The organism is Niallia sp. FSL W8-1348 (genome assembly GCF_038006745.1).
In the GTDB taxonomy this organism is placed as follows: Bacteria; Bacillota; Bacilli; order Bacillales; family Cytobacillaceae; genus Niallia; species Niallia alba.
Genome location: NZ_JBBOVV010000002.1, coordinates 455,029 through 473,155, shown reverse-complemented (window position 1 = coordinate 473,155; position 18,127 = coordinate 455,029). Strand labels below are relative to the sequence as shown.

The window sequence follows — 18,127 nt, the reverse complement described above, 5'->3', positions numbered from 1 at the left end:
GCCGAAAGGAGTAATAAACCTTTTGGCTTTTACTGCGCAAATAAGAAAAAATTCAGCAAATCTTTACTTATTCTTTCTGTTTTTAGGCGATTATTGGTATACTACAGAATAGAGGTTCTACATCTTGGAAAGATGTAAATAACGATTTTAAAAGTAAAATGAGGGACAATGTGTGGAAAAAAGATCATCAAGAAAAATTGCAAGATATTCACTTATTATTATGGGAATCGGATTTATTTTAACATTCCCTTTTCAAGATAATATGTGGATTCATTTATTACATGGCGGCTTTGAGGCTGGACTTGTTGGGGGATTAGCGGACTGGTTTGCAGTTACAGCTTTATTTAGACATCCACTCGGGTTACCAATACCTCACACTGCACTATTGCCAAAGAACAGGGATAGAATGGTGAATGGATTAGTGAGTGTTTTAAAAAAGGATTGGTTATCGAAGGAAAGTATTCAGGATAAAGTGAAGAATATTCCTTTTACTGAAAAAGTCACAGCAGCTATTAAAACAAGAATTCAAACAGAACCAGTCAAAAAAGCAATGATAAAAGCTACACAACAAGCAATTAGCAATATCAATGTAGAAACGATCACTCCGTTTGTTCGAGAGCAAATGTCATCTGCTTTATCCAATGTGCAAATAAGTAATATTTTAACACTGCTTACTAATCAGTTAATTACCGAGGAAGTAGATAAAAAAGCATTGGATCATGTTTTAGTAAAAACAGAAACTTGGCTAAGAAAAGAAGAAACAGCTAGAAAACTTGGTTCTGTTTCGATGAATGTACTAAATAATGTAGAAGCAAGTGGCATGCTTCAATTCGCATTAAAGACTTTGCAAAATATTTTAACAGAAGATAAGTTAGGGCAAATTGTCCAAAATCTTTGCTTAAGTGGAATGCGAAGTCTCCAAAAAGAAGGAGAGCAAAATCGAGAAGCGCTCATTCTTTATATTCGCAAGGAGATTGAGAGCCTTCCAGAAAACGATAAGGTTTTAGAAGGAATCAATACATGGAAAGATAAAGTGTTAGACTCACTTGAATCTAATCATACGATCTTAGCAAGCCTTAAACAGGTACAAGAAAAGGCGATTGAACTTCTTGAAAACGAAGAATTCATGGAAACAAAAGCAATTCCGTTTATTTTGCAATTAGTAGAAAAAATCGAAGCAAACGGCAAAAAGATCGATCCGTGGATTGTTCAACAAATCTCTAATTTTATCGAGAATAATCATGATCAAATTGGTAATTTAGTAAAAGAAAATCTCGACAAGTTAGATAATGAAACACTGGTCGATATGATTGAAAATAATGTCGGCAAAGATTTACAATGGATCCGTGTAAACGGAGCTGTATGTGGTTTTATTATTGGCCTGTTTTTAAGTGGCATTCAGTTAGTGGCGAATATATTATAAGCGTATAATTTATACCACTCTTAATGGACCCCCCTCCCCCCTCAAGCTATGAGAATACGAGGAAGGTGGGAGAGCAACTGTCCGTAAAGGTCCGCGATTGGTTCAACTAACCCTTAGTGGGAGATGAAGGAAAACCCCCACTAAGGGAAGTTTCACTTTATGATCGAAAAAACGACAAATACATTTTCGAATAAAGGTTTTGAATTTCATCTACTAAAATAAATAATGAGGCTGGGACATAAGTATTCCAGCCAAGGATAATTCCGAACAATTATACGAAGATGCTAATGAATGTTCCGTATAATTGTTCGGGCTTTTATTTGTTTTTCAAAGGATGTTTCCATGAAGTTTGGTGCGATTCCCCGCAGCCGGAATACACTTCGCTTTCCATGGGGCTCGCGCTGAGCCGCTTCGGCCTGTGGCCTGCAGGGTCTCAGACTGTCTCGCTAATCCCATAGGAGTCTTCGTGTATTCCGGCTGCTCTGTTTTTCCAACTAATTATATTTCCTCTTGTAAAAAGTATGCGAAAGCAGCCGCTATTTACTAGCTATATTAGAAATTGTTCGTCTTTACAGAGTATCTATTTAGTTATGTCCCATCCTCTATTATTTTTTATGAAACCTTTTTAATATACAGTTCTCTCTTTTGTGCTATTTTTTGATAAGCTTTTTGAAGAGAAAAGTAAACTAATGCTCAGCAAACCGGCTATTCCAACGATGCTATAGATAATTCGGGATAATCCTGCATGCTGCCCTCCAAAAATAGCTGCAACTAAGTCAAATTGAAATAAGCCGATAAGTCCCCAATTAATTGCTCCGATAATCATAAGTATTAAGGCAATTTTCTGTAATACACTCATCTTTATACCTCCTTTTAGATTATGTTTACTATTACCTATATACCACCTTTCAGCAAAAGTAAAAACTAAGAAATATTACCAGTTTAAGAGGAAAAAGTTTATAATATAAAAGACTTAATTTTACAAAAATATAATCTTAATATTGGAGTGAAGATAAAACATGGCAAATGAAGAGGCGCAAACACCTATTCGCAGTACTGGGATAGCAGTTGTGTTATTGAAAAAATAGAGGGGATGTATAAAGTCTTATTATTAAAAAGGGCAACACCGATATTGAAAGATATGTGGTGCTATTATATAGGAGGCAGCTTAGAACAAGGAGAACAAGCTTGGCAAGCAGCTTTAAGAGAAGTGAAAGAAGAAACGGGAATTACAAATTTACTACTCTACAGCATGAATACATTTGATCAAATATATTCTCCGCAAGAAAACTACATTTATATTGCACCTGTCTTTGTTGGTTTCATAGAGGAAGATGACCATGTTAGGTTAAATGATGAGCATAGTGAATATAAATGGTTATCCTTTAAGGAAGCAATCGAATATGTTTCATTACCAGGAAACGATGAAGTTCTTACACATATTGAAAAACATTTCGAAAAAAAATCACCTTTGGACTGGCTACGTGTTGGAGTCACTAAGTAAGGAGAATAGTATGGGAACTTATATCTATAAGGAAAGAACATAGTAATTGGAACACATGGTGTAGTAATGACATTAATGATGGGCTATTATGACAATCAGTTTGACTTGGATTTTTTATTAAATACGACAAAGCCGGATATCTACCGAATGGAATTTCAAGGTAATAAACTCATGCAAGTGCAAAGGTTGGGGTTATTAGGAAAAAACATTGATTTATAAAGGAGAGGATTTCCATTATGAATGAGCAAAGCTCGGCTAATAAAGTGGCTTGGGAATATCGCGCCTATGAATTTTGGATGCAGAGGGATGGTCCTCCAAAGGATAAAGCGATTGAATTAAAGAAAAATCCCTTAGGAAGTTTAAAAAAACATCAAGTGTATTTTAACAATGTGGAAGGGAAAAAGATAGCGAATTTATGTGGTTCAAATGGGAGAAAAGCTGTACCATTAGCCTTATTAGGCGCAGATGTGACAATATTTGATATATCAGTGGAAAATGAACGTTATGCAAAAGAATTAGCTTACTATGCCAATATTTCCATCACCTATGTTGTTGGAGATCTTTATGATATAGATCTAGAAACTTACGGAAACTCATTTGATATGCTCTATTTAGAAGGCGGAATCTTACATTATTTTAAGGATCTTGATAAATTAATGTCGATTCTGTCCTCGCTTTTAAAAAAGAATGGAACGATGATTCTAAGTGATTATCACCCTTTTCTAAAATGCTTGAATGAAGATTTCACTGTAAAGCAAACATATTTTGATTCAGGATTACAAACAGGAGATGTTGCTTTTAAACAATTTTTTCCTGAAGAAGAACAAGTGGATTTTCCTGCTGTTTCTATCCGGTTGTATACACTTAGCGAAATCATTAATTCATTGATACCTGCTGCGTTTAAGCTAGATCGATTTGATGAACATCGTGGTTGGAAAAATGAAAATATTCCATGGGAATTTACGATTGTTGCTAGGAAATTATAAAAAAATGGGGATTAGTAGATAATGATATACGAAAGTGGTCTTTTAAAAGTTCGTAAATTAGAAAAAAAGGATAATATTCTTTTAGTTAAGTGGCTTTCTGACCCATCTGTCCTCGAATTTTATGAAGGGAGAGATAATCCGTTTGATTTAGATAAAGTGAATAAAGTGTTTTATTCTTCTGAAGACGATGAAGTGAGATGCATCGTGGAATATGATAATAAAGCGATCGGGTATATTCAGTTTTACAAAATAGATAGTGAAACGAGTATGTTATATGGTTATAAGACAGAAATAATATACGGAACAGACCAATTTATTGGTGAGCGTAACTATTGGAATAAAGGAATTGGAACATTACTCGTCACGTCAATGATTAACTTTTTAATTGAAGATAAGAAAGCAGACTATGTAGTTATGGACCCACAAGCAAGGAATGTAAGAGCAATTTCATGCTATGAAAAGTGTGGATTAAAGAAGGTCAAAATTCTTCCGAAACATGAATTGCATGAAGGCGAGTATCATGATTGTTGGTTGATGGAGTATCGCAAATGAACTATCAGTGAGGAAAAATATATTAATTTAAATGGGGAATAAGAATGAATCGAAAAACTCCAAAATCGGCTAACAATAAAGCAATTTTGGAGTTTGTGGAGGTATTGGCGAATACTTTGGGATATCCCCTTTAGGTATTCGTCTGATTTTTGTCCCACTCTTAACGGGCAGTAATCCCCCAGCTAAAGTTGAGAAAAATTGAGGAAGCTAAGTGGGGGAATAACTGCCCTTAAAGGTCCGATAAGTGCAACTAACCCTCAGTGGAGGTTGAGAAAAACCCCCACTGAGGGAAGTTTTCTTGATAGTAACACTGCCACTTTCCCTTATCATCTATATTATTTTGGTAAATAGTTTACAGATCCACCAAGAAGTTTGTAATTATATTTTAGGAAGTGTCTAATAATGATAAATAATTTAAAGTCAGATTGTCAAAACTGCTTTGGACTGTGTTGTACAGCATTGCCATTTGGAAAATCAGCAGACTTTCCAATTAATAAAGATGGAGGAGAACCCTGTATCCATTTATGTTCAAATTATTCTTGTCTCATCCATGAAACATTAAAGGATAAAGGTTTTCATGGATGTGTATCTTATGAGTGTTTTGGTGCAGGTCAGCATGTTTCACAGTCTATTTATAACGGTATGGACTGGCGGGAGGGAGAACATGCAAGAGAAATGTTCGAAGTCTTTCCTCTTGTTCAACAATTGCATGAAATGCTTTGGTACCTTCATCAAACACTAACATTAAAGGAAACTTCGTCTTTTCATGGCAAACTTCAAAAGATTTATGAAGATACAGTTGAGCTAACAGTAAGAAAGCCAAAAGAGATTTTAGAAATAGATATTGTTTTCCATCGCAGTAAAGTTAATGCACTATTAATAGAATCAAGCAAAAAATATAGAAACAATTGTGTGAATAAAGGGAAAAAGAGACAGTTAAAGAATAAATCAAACTATATAGACACTAACTTTAATGGTTTAAATCTACAAGGTGAAGATTTTCGTGGGAAACTAATGATTGCATCTAATTTAAGCAAATGTGATTTAAGGCGAGCAGACTTTATTGGGGCAGATCTTAGAGATGCTGATATAAGTGGTGCAAATTTAACAGACGCTCTTTTTCTCACACAGTCACAAATTAATTCAGCCATTGGGAATGTACATACTAAAATACCAAACTATCTAGAAAATCCAAGTCATTGGACGAAGAGTAGTATTTCTTAATTTTTCGTGTGACAAGTTACAATCTAGATAAAATACTAAACTGAACTCATTTTCTGATTTAGTTTTTTTAGGTCTTAAGTGTCTATCTGCGGATAAATGAAATGATAAAAATCATGAACTTTCATAAATAGTATTCATGAAATGGAAAACTCGGATTTAGAGAAGCATAAATATTATAATGAAGGAACTTATTTCTTGGAATATCAATAGAAAGAGGAGATTGGTTATGGTGAGACTAAATACTTTATATCAGCATAAAGTGAAAGGCTGGCAATCAAAGCAAATTATTTTTCAAATCCCGCCATCCATCGGAGAAACAATAATAATTGATAAAGCTTACTACAAAATTGTAAATATTATGCATTATGCAGAAGATGGATCTGTAGAAGTAGTAGCTAATGCAGAATAATAATCGATTAGAAAATTCTGAGATATGCTGAGACTTCAGGTATATAATTGTTTTTTGTTTTGTGTATACAAATGCCTATTCTTCTCATTATTACAGTAAATGATGTCTAATTCTTTTCATTTAAGCTATAATAGTAAATAGACACACTCTGAAGGAGAATGTATGAAAACTAAGGCTAAGATTAAAGGTGTTAAGTATAGCTCAGACTACAAATTTCCAAGATACAAGGTCAAATTAGAAACACCTGAGGGGAAAGTATTAATTATTGCCTTCGATCATACTTTATCGTCCAAATCAAAAGGATACGTTCCATTAAATGTTAATTATGATGGTGAAGACATGGGCAATAAATTGTCATGGTATTCGAAAAAAATCGAAAATATGACAATTAATAACTTTCTAAGAATTTTAGCTGGTAAAATCGATAAATTTTATAAGGTAAGCTAGGAGACTCTCTGTTTGAGAGTTTTTTTCTTGCGTACATATAGTTTTGTATCATTTTAATAACGTGCACAATAAAGTAAGCGGTTACATTTTGCTTATCTGCTTCATATTATATAGTAAATATTAAATAATCGAATGGGTTAGGAGAATGAATATGATATTTGAAGCGCTTCCGACATTAGTTAAGATTTTGTTTTACTTATTTTTTGTATTAACGATGGGGAATTAGCGAGGACAAACCTTATTTCAAATAATTGGCTGGATTCAGTAAATGAACTCAGCTTTTTCATGTCTTAAAGTATGCCGATATGGATAAATAAAAAGGTGCTATAATTATTTAGGAAAATTATGCAAATTATAACGATAAAAGTGTACCCTATTGTAAATCCATGTCGCTTAACTAGCGATTCTGTAAGGGGGGGAAGAAGTGATATCGAATTCCTTATTAAACGAGGTAGAGGAGAATGATGTAATTAAACTTTTGGTATATCTCTCCAAATAAGATAGCAGATAATTAAATAATTGGTTAAATGCTTCAATTTAATAGAAGCAATACTTTTATTCTCTCCTACGATACTATAACGGATATAATTAAAATATACGGTGCTTTTCTTAAATCAAAGGGAAGGCTTTTTATTTTACAGAGTTATGGTGAAAAGGGTCAGGTTAGTATAAAAACAGGTTTTTCAATAAAATATATTTATACAAATAAACGTGAGAATCCCACGCTTATCATTGCCTTTTTTTTAATTGTAAATTGCCTTTATTAAACATAATAAGGCCATTAATTCGCTCATATAGGGCATATAAAGGATATAATAGTCCTATAAATACAATAATGGAAGGTATTTTTCGAATAATGGGTATAATGCCAGATAGCAAAGATATTAATGTTTCTGTTAAGTAAATAAATAAAGGAATTATTATTATCAAGCCAATTAGGAGAAAGGGTGTGACTTTTGTTTCTTTTAATTTTGCTTTGCAGTACGGACATTTCATCGTAAATGGTGATGAAAAATCCTCAAAATCATCAAGCGTTATTGCTTGTTCACAATTTGGACATGGGACAGAGGTTCTCATTATCAATCTCCTTAAAACGAGTTTAAATATAGTATAATTGGAAATTACATGCTGAGTAAATGGATAATATCGGTAAAAGGTTTTGAATTTCTTGTATCTTATATCTTTTCTAGAACTATGCTGGTAGGAGTTCCAGTAATAATGAAGAGAATCTTTATTGTGTAAACTTGCAAGGATAATGGCAGAATGAATTCTCGAAATTCTATTGAATATCTATATAAACCTAAGTAGGTTAAAGAAAGTGACTCAATGTACAAGATTTTCCTTTGGATTTTAAAAAAAAAATTAACATAAGATCATACGTTCTTATGTTAATATATATTAAAAAGGGAGTGGATTAGTGTGGCAGTAAAGAGTGAAAAAGAAATTTTATTATTGAATAGCAACATAAATTTTAAATCATTGCTTGAAATAATTGACTCTGTACCTACCAGAAAAAGGGTAACTTCTATTGAAACTCAAGAGAGAGATAAGAATTTTCGTGATGTATTAATGCACCTTTATGAATGGCAAGCTATGCTTGAAAGGTGGTATAGAGAAGGCATGGATGGAGATATTCCTTTTATGCCAGCAGCGGGTTATAAATGGAATACTATAAATCTGCTTAATAAACAAATTTGGGAAAAGTATCAAGATGTAACTTTGAATCAGGCTATTAAGAAATTGAAGTTAAGTCATGATAGAGTAATGAAACTAATTAAATTACATACTAATGAAGAACTCATAACAAAGAAATACTACAAGTGGACAAAAACAAGCAATTTATATACCTATTTTGCTGCAAACACCTTACAACATTATACTTGGGCTATAAAAAAATGTGAAGTCATTGCAAAGATTATAAAAGAAACAGAAAATGACAAGGCGGTAAAATAATAAACTAAACAAAGGGGCATTGACCGAATGAATGGATGAATGCTCTTTTTTCTCAGTACTCCTTTAATAATTTGAAGTTGAAAACGAATAACTTTGTGAAGAAATGTACTTAAACTATAGGGGGCAGGATACTTCAATAAATAAGGGAAGCATTTTTCTACTGATGATATAGGGGTTTAGCGGTAGAAGAAGATAATTTTAAATGAGGAAATATATATTCATTAAACCATTAAAAGGATGAGACAATGAAAATAATTAATAGTAAAACAATCCAACCATCTGTACGAAAACTTCTTTCATTTGCTACCTCAGATTTTAAAGTTGACCTAGAATATCAAATATATTTGAAATCCCAAAACAGAAAATTATTTGGTTTTGAACTTCAAGGGCAGATTATTGGCTGTATAGGAATTGAAAATATTAGGTTTAACGAGTGTGTTATTAAACATATCGCTGTATTTCCAGAACATAGTGGAAAAGGTACTGGTAGCAAAATGATTGGATTTCTTTCTGAAGAATTCACTTTGATCACTGCTGAAACGGATAAGGAGGCAATAGATTTTTATAGAAAATACGGTTTCTCGGTAACAAGTCTAGGTGAAAAGTATCCAGGTGTAGAACGGTTTTTATGTGAATATAAGACTTAGATTTTATTGCACTAACAAGGCAGGTTAGTCAATTTATATTGGAGGATGAAAGATGGTGAAATTATTAGAATTAGCGAGTAACGAAGTATTACAACAAGTATCAGAAATCTATAAAACAGTTTGGAATAGTGAGGATAATTCAATAAAAGAACGGATTTTAAAACATAGCTCATATAGGGGATTTAGAGGATTTGCATTCCTATCTGACGAAGATAAAGCAATAGGTTTTTCATATGGTTATACTTCATTACCTGGACAGTTTTATCACGAGTTACTTGCAAAGGAATTTAATTCAGAAGAATATCATAATTGGCTACAAGATTGTTTTGAAGTTGTTGAGTTAGCAGTCCATCCATCATATAGAAAACAGGGTTTTGGTAAAATGCTAATTGAAAAATTACACCTAAATTCACAATAGCGATTTTCTTCTTCACTTAATAATTTTAAGATGCCACTAATTCCTATCGTGTCTAACATATGATTGACATATGCCCTAGGAAACCCATTTAATTCATCAATGAAAAATCCAGAATCTAAGGCAATACATGGACGCTTCACGATTTCATATGCTTGTAATACTTTTTCTCTTGCAATATCTTTAATATTATCTGTTCTTGGTTCACTTAATTCTGCGCTGATAGGAGTTACTTTAATACTTTTTAATTCATTTTGAGCAGAAGCGATTTTTCCTTTGTTGGTGGTGACAAATACAATCTCTTTCATTTGAAAAGTTTCTCCTTATGCTTCGTTTTAAAGATGAGAACTACAATTTAATTCCATTCTTATTAATAAATATAACAAATATACGAATGATAAGAGAATAGAGAAGTTTGTAAATAGTTGATTAATGGTGTTATGCAATGAGTAAAGCTGATTTTCGCACTAATTTTTTGGTATTTTTCATGGACTATTATGCAAAATTAGGAGAAAATGAAAAAAAGGTAGCAAATAGATTTCCCTTTACTTGAAAAAATGATTGAGTTTAATATTAATGATAATAAAGAAGAATGTACGATTTTTTGGAGAAAAGAGTAAAATTTAGAAGGGTGTAATTGGATGACAAATAGGGAACTAAATCCTAAAGTTGAGGAATTTTTAAGCAAAGATAGTCAGTGGAAGGAAGAATTTGAGAAGTTAAGACAGATTGTTCTTGATTGTGAGGAACTTACCGAAGAATTTAAATGGATGCACCCTTGTTACACATTTAACAATAAAAACATTGTTTTAATACATGGATTTAAAGAATATTGTGCGCTCTTATTTCACAAAGGTGCCTTGTTAAAAGATTCTCACGGGATTCTAATTCAACAAACGGAGAATGTACAGGCGGCGCGCCAAATTAGATTTACTAATTTACAAGAAATAGTAGACAAGGAAGTAATTATAAAAGAATATATTCATAATGCTATTGAAGTGGAAAAAGCAGGTTTGGAAGTGAAAGTAAAAGAGCACGAAGCATACATCCTTCCTGCAGAACTTGAAACTAAATTTGCAGAAATACCTGAATTAAAAAATGCATTTGAAGCATTGACACCGGGACGTCAAAGAGCATACATTTTTCATTTTTCACAACCGAAGCAATCCAAAACACGAGTATCAAGGATTGAAAAAGCGATGGAGCGAATTTTGAATGGTAAGGGGTTAAATGATTGTATATGTGGACTATCCCAAAAGATGCCTAATTGTGATGGATCGCATAAGTTTGCGGGGAAAAAATAAATAGCTACAGAGGGACGGTTCTATTGCTTTGCAAGGAACGGTTCCTTTTTCTGTTACACGAAAATATTTAATTTATTGAAGGAAATTAATTATCTATGTTGAATTCTACTTAAAATATTATCAGTCTAGTTAATAAAAAGGTATTAGAAATTCAAAATTAACGGAGGAATAGCATATGCATTTTAAGTCTCCACAAATCAATCTATATGTTGATGATTTGGAAAAATCAAAAAAATTTTATCAGAAACTGGGATTTAGACAAACCTTTGCTGCTGAAATCGATGGTAAGGAAGTACATTCTGAACTGTTATTAGATGGTTTTAATTTAGGTATAGCTACAAAAGAGTCTGCAAGAGAAATTCATGGGTTATCTCCCAGCAAAAATATGGGGATTGAAATTGTATTATGGACAGAAGATACGGATTTGGCTATTCAGTATGCGATTAATAATGGTGCAACTCTACTATCTGAACCACATAATTTTTTAAATGACTTAAGATCTGGCTGGGTACAAGACCCTGATGGTAATCCTATACAAATAGTTTGCAAAAGGGAGAAATGATAATTCTCTAGAACCATCCCTCTCTTCTTTTTTAAAAGAAGGAATATTCTGTCTAAACATAGAAATATACATAAAAATATGTTTAGAGAGGTGTAAGGATGGACCAAATTAGTTGTATATCCTACATATTGCATCAGTCTCGTGAAGAAAACATAAGAAAAATAGCGATTGATCTGTTAATTGGAGACATTTCGTTAAAAGAAGCAGAAAAGATTTCGCCTCAAGTGAAAAAGCAATTGAAAAAGGCAGAAATATTGTATAAAAGTCATAAGGTGGATTTAAAAGCTGTTTCAACATTTGTCCAGGACTTTATGTTTGTGACAGGATAGCTTACACATTGAAAAATAAAAGATAAATCTAATTTTAAAGTGTTTCTTTCGATAAGAAATGCTTTTTATTTTTGTTTTACTTATCCAAAAACAATAAAAAACAAATCAAAAATAATAAAAATTTATTGTAAAACGATAAACAATATGATAAATTCAAATTGAAATAAATATGAGAGGTGTTTTTTATGAAACAAGTGTCAACGCTCTTTTTAAAAATTGCTGTTATTCTTATTGGACTGCCGATCCTTGCATTGTGCATCTTTTTAGTACCGGAAATTGGCAATTTCGTAGCTGCGTTATATCCAAATAATGCTTATATAAAATATCTTGTGATGATTGATTTTTATGCAGCAGCAATTCCTTTCTACTTTGCACTGTATCAAGCATTTAAACTTTTAAACTATATTGATAAGAATGAAGCTTTCTCGGAGTTATCGGTAAAGGCTTTAAAGAAAATAAAAAACTGTGCCATTTCCATTAGTGTAATTTTTGTATTAGGTTTGCCGTTATTTTACCTCATTGCAGAAATGGACGATGCTCTTGGTGTCATTCTAATTGGACTAATTCTTATTTTTGCTTCGATGGTGATTGCCGTTTTTGCCGCAGTACTTCAAAAGCTATTAAAAGAAGCAATCGATATAAAATCAGAAAATGACTTAATAGTCTGAGGTGAAAACAAATGGCAATTATAATTAATATCGATGTAATGTTGGCTAAAAGAAAAATGAGTGTAACCGAATTATCAGAGAAGGTTGGAATTACAATGGCCAACCTATCTATATTAAAAAATGGTAAGGCAAAAGCTATCCGAATATCGACGTTAGCTGCTATATGCGAAGCTTTGGATTGCCAACCAGGCGATATATTAGAATATAGAAAAGATGGAGAGAGCTAATGATACGTGCATTAAAGCAGCTCGTCTATTTTGGCTGGGAACAAGCTTTATCCTGTGTATTTCCTGTCGTAATTTTTGCCTCTTTGGCTTTTACAAAAATAATAGATCTTCCCTTGTTGCCAAGATACGATTGGCTGCTTCTCATCTGCCTCCTGATGCAGTGGGGAATGGTCCGATCTGGACTGGAAACAAAAGACGAGCTAAAGGTAATTACTGTTTTCCACTTAATTGGACTTGCACTTGAACTTTTTAAGGTACATATGGGTTCCTGGTCGTATCCGGAAGAAGCTTATACAAAAATTTTTGGGGTACCATTGTACAGTGGGTTTATGTACGCAAGTGTAGCAAGTTATTTATGCCAAGCCTGGAGAAGGTTAAATGTCAAATTAGTTAAATGGCCACCGTTTTTAGTTGTAGTGCCTCTTGCTGCTGCCATTTATTTGAACTTTTTCACCCACCATTATTGGCTAGATATTCGTTGGATCTTATCTGGATTAGTAATAATCGTGTTTTGGAAGTCATGGGTTTTATATGAAGTAAATGGCACAAGTTATCGAATGCCACTTGCACTTTCTTTTGTCCTAATCGGTTTTTTTATTTGGATAGCGGAGAATATTGCCACTTACTTTAGCGCATGGGAATACCCAAATCAAGCGGAAGCTTGGAGTCTTGTGCATTTAGGAAAGGTAAGTTCATGGCTCTTATTAGTGATTGTCAGTTTTCTTATTGTCGCAACGTTAAAGCAGGTAAAGGAGAAAATGCCTAATAGTTAATAGTAGTTATTAAAAAGTGTAGCATGTCAATTTTATAAAAAAGTAATCAGAAATGCCCATTTTACTAAAAGCTCCTTGATGTGAACAAGAATAATATTCATTTTGATAAATAAAGTCTTGGAGCTTCTTAGTAAGTTAATCTTTGAGTAAAGATATATTTTTAGTTTAATTCACTAGTGTTGCATTAATTTATTTTCACTATTAAAAATACTCAAAATGTTCAATTTTATTATTTTATGCAAAGAAAAAGTCCTTTATAATGGATAAGTCAGGTGGTAACCCGTCCAAATCCACTAAAAAAGGACCAACTCATGGACAAGATTACACGAAAAACTTCATTTGGACAATGGTTTTCACCAATAAATCTTCAACTTTTTGAAGAAACCGTGAAAACGTTGAAATTAGATTACTATACGAAAAAACTAAAAACAGACTCATTTCTAAAATTACTCCTTTTTGCACAGCTACAAGAAGTCGAAAGTTTGCATGAGCTAAGCGATTGTCTTTTCGACGACCAACTACAAAAAGGCATTGATCTTGATTCAATCAGTATTTCTCAGCTCTCACGCCGATTAAACGGTATAAATCCAGATTTATTTCAAAGGCTTTTCCTTGATTTAGTCGCACAAATTCATGCAAAAACACATTATACAAAGCTTATTATGCCGTTAAAAATCATTGATTCAAGCACATTGCCACTTAATTTGACCAATCATAAATGGGCAAAGTTCCGCAAAACAAAAGCGGGTGTCAAGTTGCATTTGAGACTTGTGTTTATGGAAAAAGGGAGTTCCTATCCTGAAAAGGCTGTTTTAACAACGGCAAAAGAACATGATCGTGGTCAGCTTGAAATCATGGTTGATGATAAAGAATGCATGTATGTGTTTGACCGTGGCTACCTAGATTACGAGCGCTTTGACCGAATGACAGATGATGGTTACTTTTTTCTTTCAAGGCTACGGAAAAACGCAGTCATACGGGAAGTTTATAATTTTAAACTACCCGAGAATTCAGCTGTTTTGTCAGATCAAATGGTGTTGATTGGTACGACTCAAAACCGTGCTGAAAATTACTTTCGTCTTCTAAAAGTGATGGATTCAAAAGGAAATGAACTGCATTTAATTACCAATCGTTTTGATTTGAGTGCCGAAGAAATTTCAGAGATGTACAAATCACGGTGGGCAATTGAGTTGTTCTTTAAATGGATCAAACAGCATCTCAGCATCAAAAAGTTCTACGGTCAAAGTGAATGGGCGATTCAAAACCAAGTGTTTATCGCACTGATTGTTTTTTGCCTACATGTTCTCGTACAACTTGAAACAAGAAGTAAGCGAAAAACCTTACAAATTAGCCGTTATTTAAGGGCTGCATTGTGGAAACCAGCCCATATCTGGCTTCGAAAGATTGAAGGGAAAGCCATCCCTTAATAAGCAAATTGTTGTTGTCGCACAAGTCTAATTGTAAAAAAAACCCAAATGGATGGAGCCACCTTTGAATAGGTATTTACCTTTTTGGCTCTAAACAAGGAGGATAATCAGACTGAAAATTGCGACAATATTTATGCAACACTAGTGATATTTTAGCTTATGTTTGCTTAAAGAAATCAGGGGAATCATTGGAAGTTACACCGATTCAATCTTTTGAAGACTATTTCATTGGTATATACAGAAAAGAGTAAAAAATGTATTCTTAGTGTATAAGTAAAAATGATATTTCGGTTTTGAAAAGGTGAAAGTATGACAAATATAAAAGATTTAGCAAAAATGGCAGGAGTTTCCGTAACGACCGTTTCTCGTGTTTTAAACAATCATCCATATGTAAGGGAAGAAAAGCGAAATGCCGTTTTAGAGGCAATTAGAGAAAGTAATTATCAACAAAATCTCAATGCCGTTCATTTAAGTAAAGGGAAAACACAAATGATTGGTGTTGTTCTTCCTTTCTCAGATCACCCTTATTTTGCATTGCTGTTAAAAGGGATCGCTAAACAAGCATTGGAAAATAATTATAAGCTTGTTCTATTTCAGACTGATTATATGGAAAGTAGAGAGTTGGAAGCACTGCAAATGTTAAAACAAAAGCAAATTGATTCTCTTATCATTTGTTCGAGAGCTTGTGGATGGTCTGTAATACAAGAATATCTACAATATGGAAAGATTGTATTGTGTGAAGATGCTAACGATAAAGAAGTCTCCTCTACATTTGTTAACCAATATAAAATTTTAATGGAAGCGTTAGAATTTCTGTATAAAAAAGGACATCAAAAAATTGGTTACACGATAGGGAGAAAAACGGGACCAAGCAGCAAATTTCGTGCACTAGCATATCAGGATTTTCTGATCAGGAGCCATCTCCCTTTTCATGATGAATTTATCTTTGATCAGTGTTATTATTTCGAAGATGGCGAAAAAGTCATGAAAGAAATTCTTAATATGAAGACACCTCCTACTGCATTGATTGTCACAAGTGATCAAGTTGCTGCTGGAATAGTAATTTATTGTCAAAAACAAGGGGTTAAAATACCGGAAGAACTTGCAATAATTGGTTTTCATAATGAGCCTATTGCAAAAATGATGGAAATATCTTCGGTTGAAATTCCACTTGTAGACATCGGGAAGAACTTATTTCAACAAGCAATTAGCGATGATATAACTAAAAAAGAAATGTTTTCTCATTTTATTGAAAGAACTACGGTTTAAAAACAAGCGATTATACTAAATATCCATGTACTCTTCATTAGGAGAGTGCTTTTTTATTTGAATTTTTAGTACAATTTGACAATTTCTGCGTTAAAATTAAATTATTCTAAAACATTGCCAAAAATGATTTCGATATTTTGAGGGGGAAAAAGATGAGTGAGAATGTTAATTATAAATTTTGGACTGTTTGCTTGGTTCAAAACGGAGATTATGTACTGCTATTAAATAGACAGCACGATAATTTTAAGGGATATATACCTCCAGGAGGAAAAGTAGAGTTTCCTGAAAGTTTTACGGATGCAGCCATTAGGGAGGTTAAGGAAGAAACGGGTTTAGAAGTGAGCAACCTTATTTATAAAGGACTTTATGAGTACGTTAATCCAGAAAAAAATGACAGGTATATGATTTTTAATTATATAACTAAATGTTTTAGTGGAACCTTGTTGGAAGATGCACCCGAAGGTAAACCTATTTGGGTTAATATAAATGAAATCCCTAGCCTTCCAATGCAAGCTTCTATAAGAAGAAGATTTCCTTTGTTTTTTGAAGATGGAACTTTTGAAATTCAGATTGAATGGGACAATGAGAAAAACCAAGAGGGTAAAGTTACCATAAAGAAAACCTAAGTATATGATAAAAGGAGTAAATTTCTGCTTTTAATACTAATTTAATGTTGAATTTATTGCGAAATATTATATCTTTTCCCCTGCTAATTCTGTTTTTTCTAGTGGGGAAACAGAATTTTACGCATCCAATTTTCATAAAAATTATTTAAATCAATTAAACATTTATTAATAAATGGTAAAATATGAAAAAAGAATCGAATAATAACATAATTGATTTTGAAAGGAAGTGATCGAATGAATAAAGGTATTCATAAAGAGAATATTCGTTATTTAAGCATATCAGGTAATAGAATGGAAGCGTTGCTTATTGGTAATAATGGGATACCTATTGTTATTCTTACTGGGTTAGGCTGTTCTTTTTATGAGTGGAATAAAATAATTGGGCCATTAAGTGAAACGAATAGAATAATCATGTTTCATAGACCAGGGTTAGGTGAAAGTGAACTTCATACCAACATACGCAATACAGAAATGGTAGTAAATGAAGTAGTTGAATTACTTGATGTATTAGAAATTGAAGAGAAAATAATCCTCATTAAATACGAAAAGTGAGTTAATCTTAGCAACTAATTCAAGTCATTTTGTATATCTAGATAGACCGGATGTAATTATAGTTGCAATTAAAAAAGTTATAGAGAGAATTTAATAAAACAAAAGCTGAATTTTTGAATACAAGCATAGTATTTACGGTTATGACCTGTATTTTAATAATATCTTTTAAACATCAACACATATCATCCGCCCAAAATCTAGGTTAATATTTATATGTAAACTTACATAATGTTAATGTTAACATATAATAGTAGGATACTTAAAAAGGGGAGATTTTATGTATAAATTACGTGGTCATCATTTATTATGTCTTTTAGGATATAGGGGAATGGGGTATTCCGCTGAATATATAGAAAATATGACCCACTTGCATCACACTTTAAGAATGGAACCGAACACAATCATTCATTTAGTAGATGAACCAGATTATTTATGTGAGAAATATCCTAATTCAGGTAAATATCACTGCCATGATACACATATTTATAAAAGAGATGCATTAATCATGGAGAAATTAGCGCTTCAAGTTGGACAGAAAGTTAAATGGAAATACATAGAAGAAAGAGTTTGTCAACATATAATTCCTTCTGATCTTGCAGAGATTTGCGAAACGTGTTCATGGCGTTCATACGGAGTTTGTGAGATAGGCATAAAAGATATCCATCTCGGTAAAGGGTTAAGAGAAGTGAAATAAATCAAGAAAATTAATAGATTTGCAGCTTATAGGAAATAGAAAATAATAGCCAATGAAACGTAACACAATTCTATTTGTATGTTAAGAAGAGGTGTTATGTTAATATGGTTTTTCAATCAAAAGGATATCGTTTCTT

At 32.7% G+C, this 18,127-nt stretch carries 25 protein-coding genes and 1 pseudogene; 23 read left to right on the top strand and 3 right to left on the bottom strand.

From position 1 onward, the window contains the following. Positions 1 to 172 precede the first annotated feature (172 nt). Complete coding sequence (locus NST60_RS20740) at positions 173 to 1,423, top strand: DUF445 domain-containing protein (protein WP_254415313.1); 1,251 nt, start codon at positions 173 to 175, stop codon at positions 1,421 to 1,423. Between the two features lie 625 nt (positions 1,424 to 2,048). Here NST60_RS20740 and NST60_RS20735 read toward each other — a convergent pair. After that, positions 2,049 to 2,282, bottom strand: a complete 234-nt coding sequence (locus NST60_RS20735) for a DUF378 domain-containing protein (protein WP_016205463.1) — start codon at positions 2,280 to 2,282, stop codon at positions 2,049 to 2,051. A 234-nt stretch (positions 2,283 to 2,516) separates the two neighbouring features. On the opposite strand from NST60_RS20735, the gene NST60_RS20730 reads away from it, so the two are divergent. The 8 genes and pseudogenes from NST60_RS20730 (at position 2,517) to NST60_RS20700 (ending at position 6,545) form a co-directional block, all read left to right on the top strand. Further along, positions 2,517 to 2,927 (top strand): NUDIX hydrolase, encoded by a 411-nt coding sequence (locus tag NST60_RS20730; protein WP_254415312.1) that lies wholly within the window; start codon positions 2,517 to 2,519, stop codon positions 2,925 to 2,927. A gap of 30 nt (positions 2,928 to 2,957) precedes the next feature. Continuing rightward, positions 2,958 to 3,146: pseudogene (locus NST60_RS20725) on the top strand (hypothetical protein); the annotation flags it as partial. A gap of 17 nt (positions 3,147 to 3,163) precedes the next feature. Further along, a complete protein-coding gene (locus tag NST60_RS20720) occupies positions 3,164 to 3,913 on the top strand; it encodes a class I SAM-dependent methyltransferase (RefSeq protein WP_169188693.1) in 750 nt (249 codons plus the stop codon). Between the two features lie 21 nt (positions 3,914 to 3,934). Continuing rightward, positions 3,935 to 4,465, top strand: a complete 531-nt coding sequence (locus NST60_RS20715; RefSeq protein WP_224428257.1) for a GNAT family N-acetyltransferase — start codon at positions 3,935 to 3,937, stop codon at positions 4,463 to 4,465. 103 nt (positions 4,466 to 4,568) lie between these two features. Next, positions 4,569 to 4,667, top strand: a complete 99-nt coding sequence (locus NST60_RS26870; RefSeq protein ID WP_084668807.1) for a hypothetical protein — start codon at positions 4,569 to 4,571, stop codon at positions 4,665 to 4,667. Positions 4,668 to 4,867: 200 nt separating this feature from the next. After that, positions 4,868 to 5,689 carry a pentapeptide repeat-containing protein gene (locus NST60_RS20710; protein ID WP_341100039.1) on the top strand — a complete coding sequence of 274 codons (822 nt, stop codon included), beginning with the start codon at positions 4,868 to 4,870 and terminating at the stop codon, positions 5,687 to 5,689. A 226-nt stretch (positions 5,690 to 5,915) separates the two neighbouring features. Beyond that, entirely contained in the window at positions 5,916 to 6,098 is a 183-nt protein-coding gene (locus NST60_RS20705; RefSeq protein ID WP_212120671.1) for a hypothetical protein, read from the top strand. A 162-nt stretch (positions 6,099 to 6,260) separates the two neighbouring features. After that, positions 6,261 to 6,545 (top strand): hypothetical protein, encoded by a 285-nt coding sequence (locus tag NST60_RS20700; protein WP_016205482.1) that lies wholly within the window; start codon positions 6,261 to 6,263, stop codon positions 6,543 to 6,545. A 729-nt stretch (positions 6,546 to 7,274) separates the two neighbouring features. On the opposite strand, the gene NST60_RS20695 is transcribed toward NST60_RS20700, so the two are convergent. Next, entirely contained in the window at positions 7,275 to 7,622 is a 348-nt protein-coding gene (locus tag NST60_RS20695) for a hypothetical protein (RefSeq protein ID WP_212120675.1), read from the bottom strand. A gap of 342 nt (positions 7,623 to 7,964) precedes the next feature. Between NST60_RS20695 and NST60_RS20690 the strand changes: the two genes are divergently transcribed. The 3 genes from NST60_RS20690 (at position 7,965) to NST60_RS20680 (ending at position 9,563) form a co-directional block, all read left to right on the top strand. Further along, positions 7,965 to 8,498 carry a ClbS/DfsB family four-helix bundle protein gene (locus NST60_RS20690; RefSeq protein ID WP_224428258.1) on the top strand — a complete coding sequence of 178 codons (534 nt, stop codon included), beginning with the start codon at positions 7,965 to 7,967 and terminating at the stop codon, positions 8,496 to 8,498. A 245-nt stretch (positions 8,499 to 8,743) separates the two neighbouring features. Then, positions 8,744 to 9,145: a GNAT family N-acetyltransferase gene (locus NST60_RS20685; RefSeq protein WP_224428259.1), complete on the top strand. Its 402-nt coding sequence runs from the start codon at positions 8,744 to 8,746 to the stop codon at positions 9,143 to 9,145. 52 nt (positions 9,146 to 9,197) lie between these two features. Continuing rightward, positions 9,198 to 9,563 (top strand): GNAT family N-acetyltransferase, encoded by a 366-nt coding sequence (locus NST60_RS20680; protein WP_224428260.1) that lies wholly within the window; start codon positions 9,198 to 9,200, stop codon positions 9,561 to 9,563. Here the strand turns inward: NST60_RS20680 and NST60_RS20675 are convergent. Continuing rightward, a complete protein-coding gene (locus NST60_RS20675) occupies positions 9,449 to 9,868 on the bottom strand; it encodes a non-canonical purine NTP pyrophosphatase (protein WP_224428261.1) in 420 nt (139 codons plus the stop codon). The two genes, NST60_RS20680 and NST60_RS20675, sit on opposite strands and share 115 nt — an antisense overlap. Before the next feature lie 333 nt (positions 9,869 to 10,201). On the opposite strand from NST60_RS20675, the gene NST60_RS20670 reads away from it, so the two are divergent. The 11 genes from NST60_RS20670 to NST60_RS20620 all read left to right on the top strand — a co-directional run bounded on the left by NST60_RS20670 (position 10,202) and on the right by NST60_RS20620 (position 17,991). Then, complete coding sequence (locus tag NST60_RS20670) at positions 10,202 to 10,864, top strand: DUF1801 domain-containing protein (RefSeq protein ID WP_016203565.1); 663 nt, start codon at positions 10,202 to 10,204, stop codon at positions 10,862 to 10,864. Positions 10,865 to 11,039: 175 nt separating this feature from the next. After that, entirely contained in the window at positions 11,040 to 11,426 is a 387-nt protein-coding gene (locus tag NST60_RS20665) for a VOC family protein (RefSeq protein WP_224428262.1), read from the top strand. 98 nt (positions 11,427 to 11,524) lie between these two features. Then, the gene (locus NST60_RS20660) at positions 11,525 to 11,755 is read left to right on the top strand and encodes a hypothetical protein (protein WP_016203567.1); all 231 of its coding nucleotides are present in this window, start codon (positions 11,525 to 11,527) and stop codon (positions 11,753 to 11,755) included. Positions 11,756 to 11,940: 185 nt separating this feature from the next. After that, positions 11,941 to 12,423, top strand: a complete 483-nt coding sequence (locus tag NST60_RS20655; protein ID WP_341100034.1) for a DUF2975 domain-containing protein — start codon at positions 11,941 to 11,943, stop codon at positions 12,421 to 12,423. An 11-nt stretch (positions 12,424 to 12,434) separates the two neighbouring features. Further along, entirely contained in the window at positions 12,435 to 12,650 is a 216-nt protein-coding gene (locus NST60_RS20650; RefSeq protein WP_016203569.1) for a helix-turn-helix domain-containing protein, read from the top strand. A gap of 2 nt (positions 12,651 to 12,652) precedes the next feature. Then, entirely contained in the window at positions 12,653 to 13,423 is a 771-nt protein-coding gene (locus NST60_RS20645; protein WP_040343572.1) for a DUF817 domain-containing protein, read from the top strand. Between the two features lie 311 nt (positions 13,424 to 13,734). After that, a complete protein-coding gene (locus NST60_RS20640; protein ID WP_016201461.1) occupies positions 13,735 to 14,850 on the top strand; it encodes an IS4 family transposase in 1,116 nt (371 codons plus the stop codon). Positions 14,851 to 15,159: 309 nt separating this feature from the next. Beyond that, the gene (locus NST60_RS20635; RefSeq protein ID WP_016203582.1) at positions 15,160 to 16,119 is read left to right on the top strand and encodes a LacI family DNA-binding transcriptional regulator; all 960 of its coding nucleotides are present in this window, start codon (positions 15,160 to 15,162) and stop codon (positions 16,117 to 16,119) included. A gap of 152 nt (positions 16,120 to 16,271) precedes the next feature. After that, the gene (locus tag NST60_RS20630) at positions 16,272 to 16,745 is read left to right on the top strand and encodes an 8-oxo-dGTP diphosphatase (protein ID WP_016203583.1); all 474 of its coding nucleotides are present in this window, start codon (positions 16,272 to 16,274) and stop codon (positions 16,743 to 16,745) included. Positions 16,746 to 16,979: 234 nt separating this feature from the next. Continuing rightward, on the top strand, positions 16,980 to 17,297 hold the full coding sequence (locus tag NST60_RS20625; RefSeq protein ID WP_016203584.1) for an alpha/beta fold hydrolase: 318 nt from the start codon (positions 16,980 to 16,982) through the stop codon (positions 17,295 to 17,297). A 277-nt stretch (positions 17,298 to 17,574) separates the two neighbouring features. Next, positions 17,575 to 17,991: a DUF1284 domain-containing protein gene (locus NST60_RS20620; protein ID WP_224427679.1), complete on the top strand. Its 417-nt coding sequence runs from the start codon at positions 17,575 to 17,577 to the stop codon at positions 17,989 to 17,991. Positions 17,992 to 18,127 lie beyond the last annotated feature (136 nt).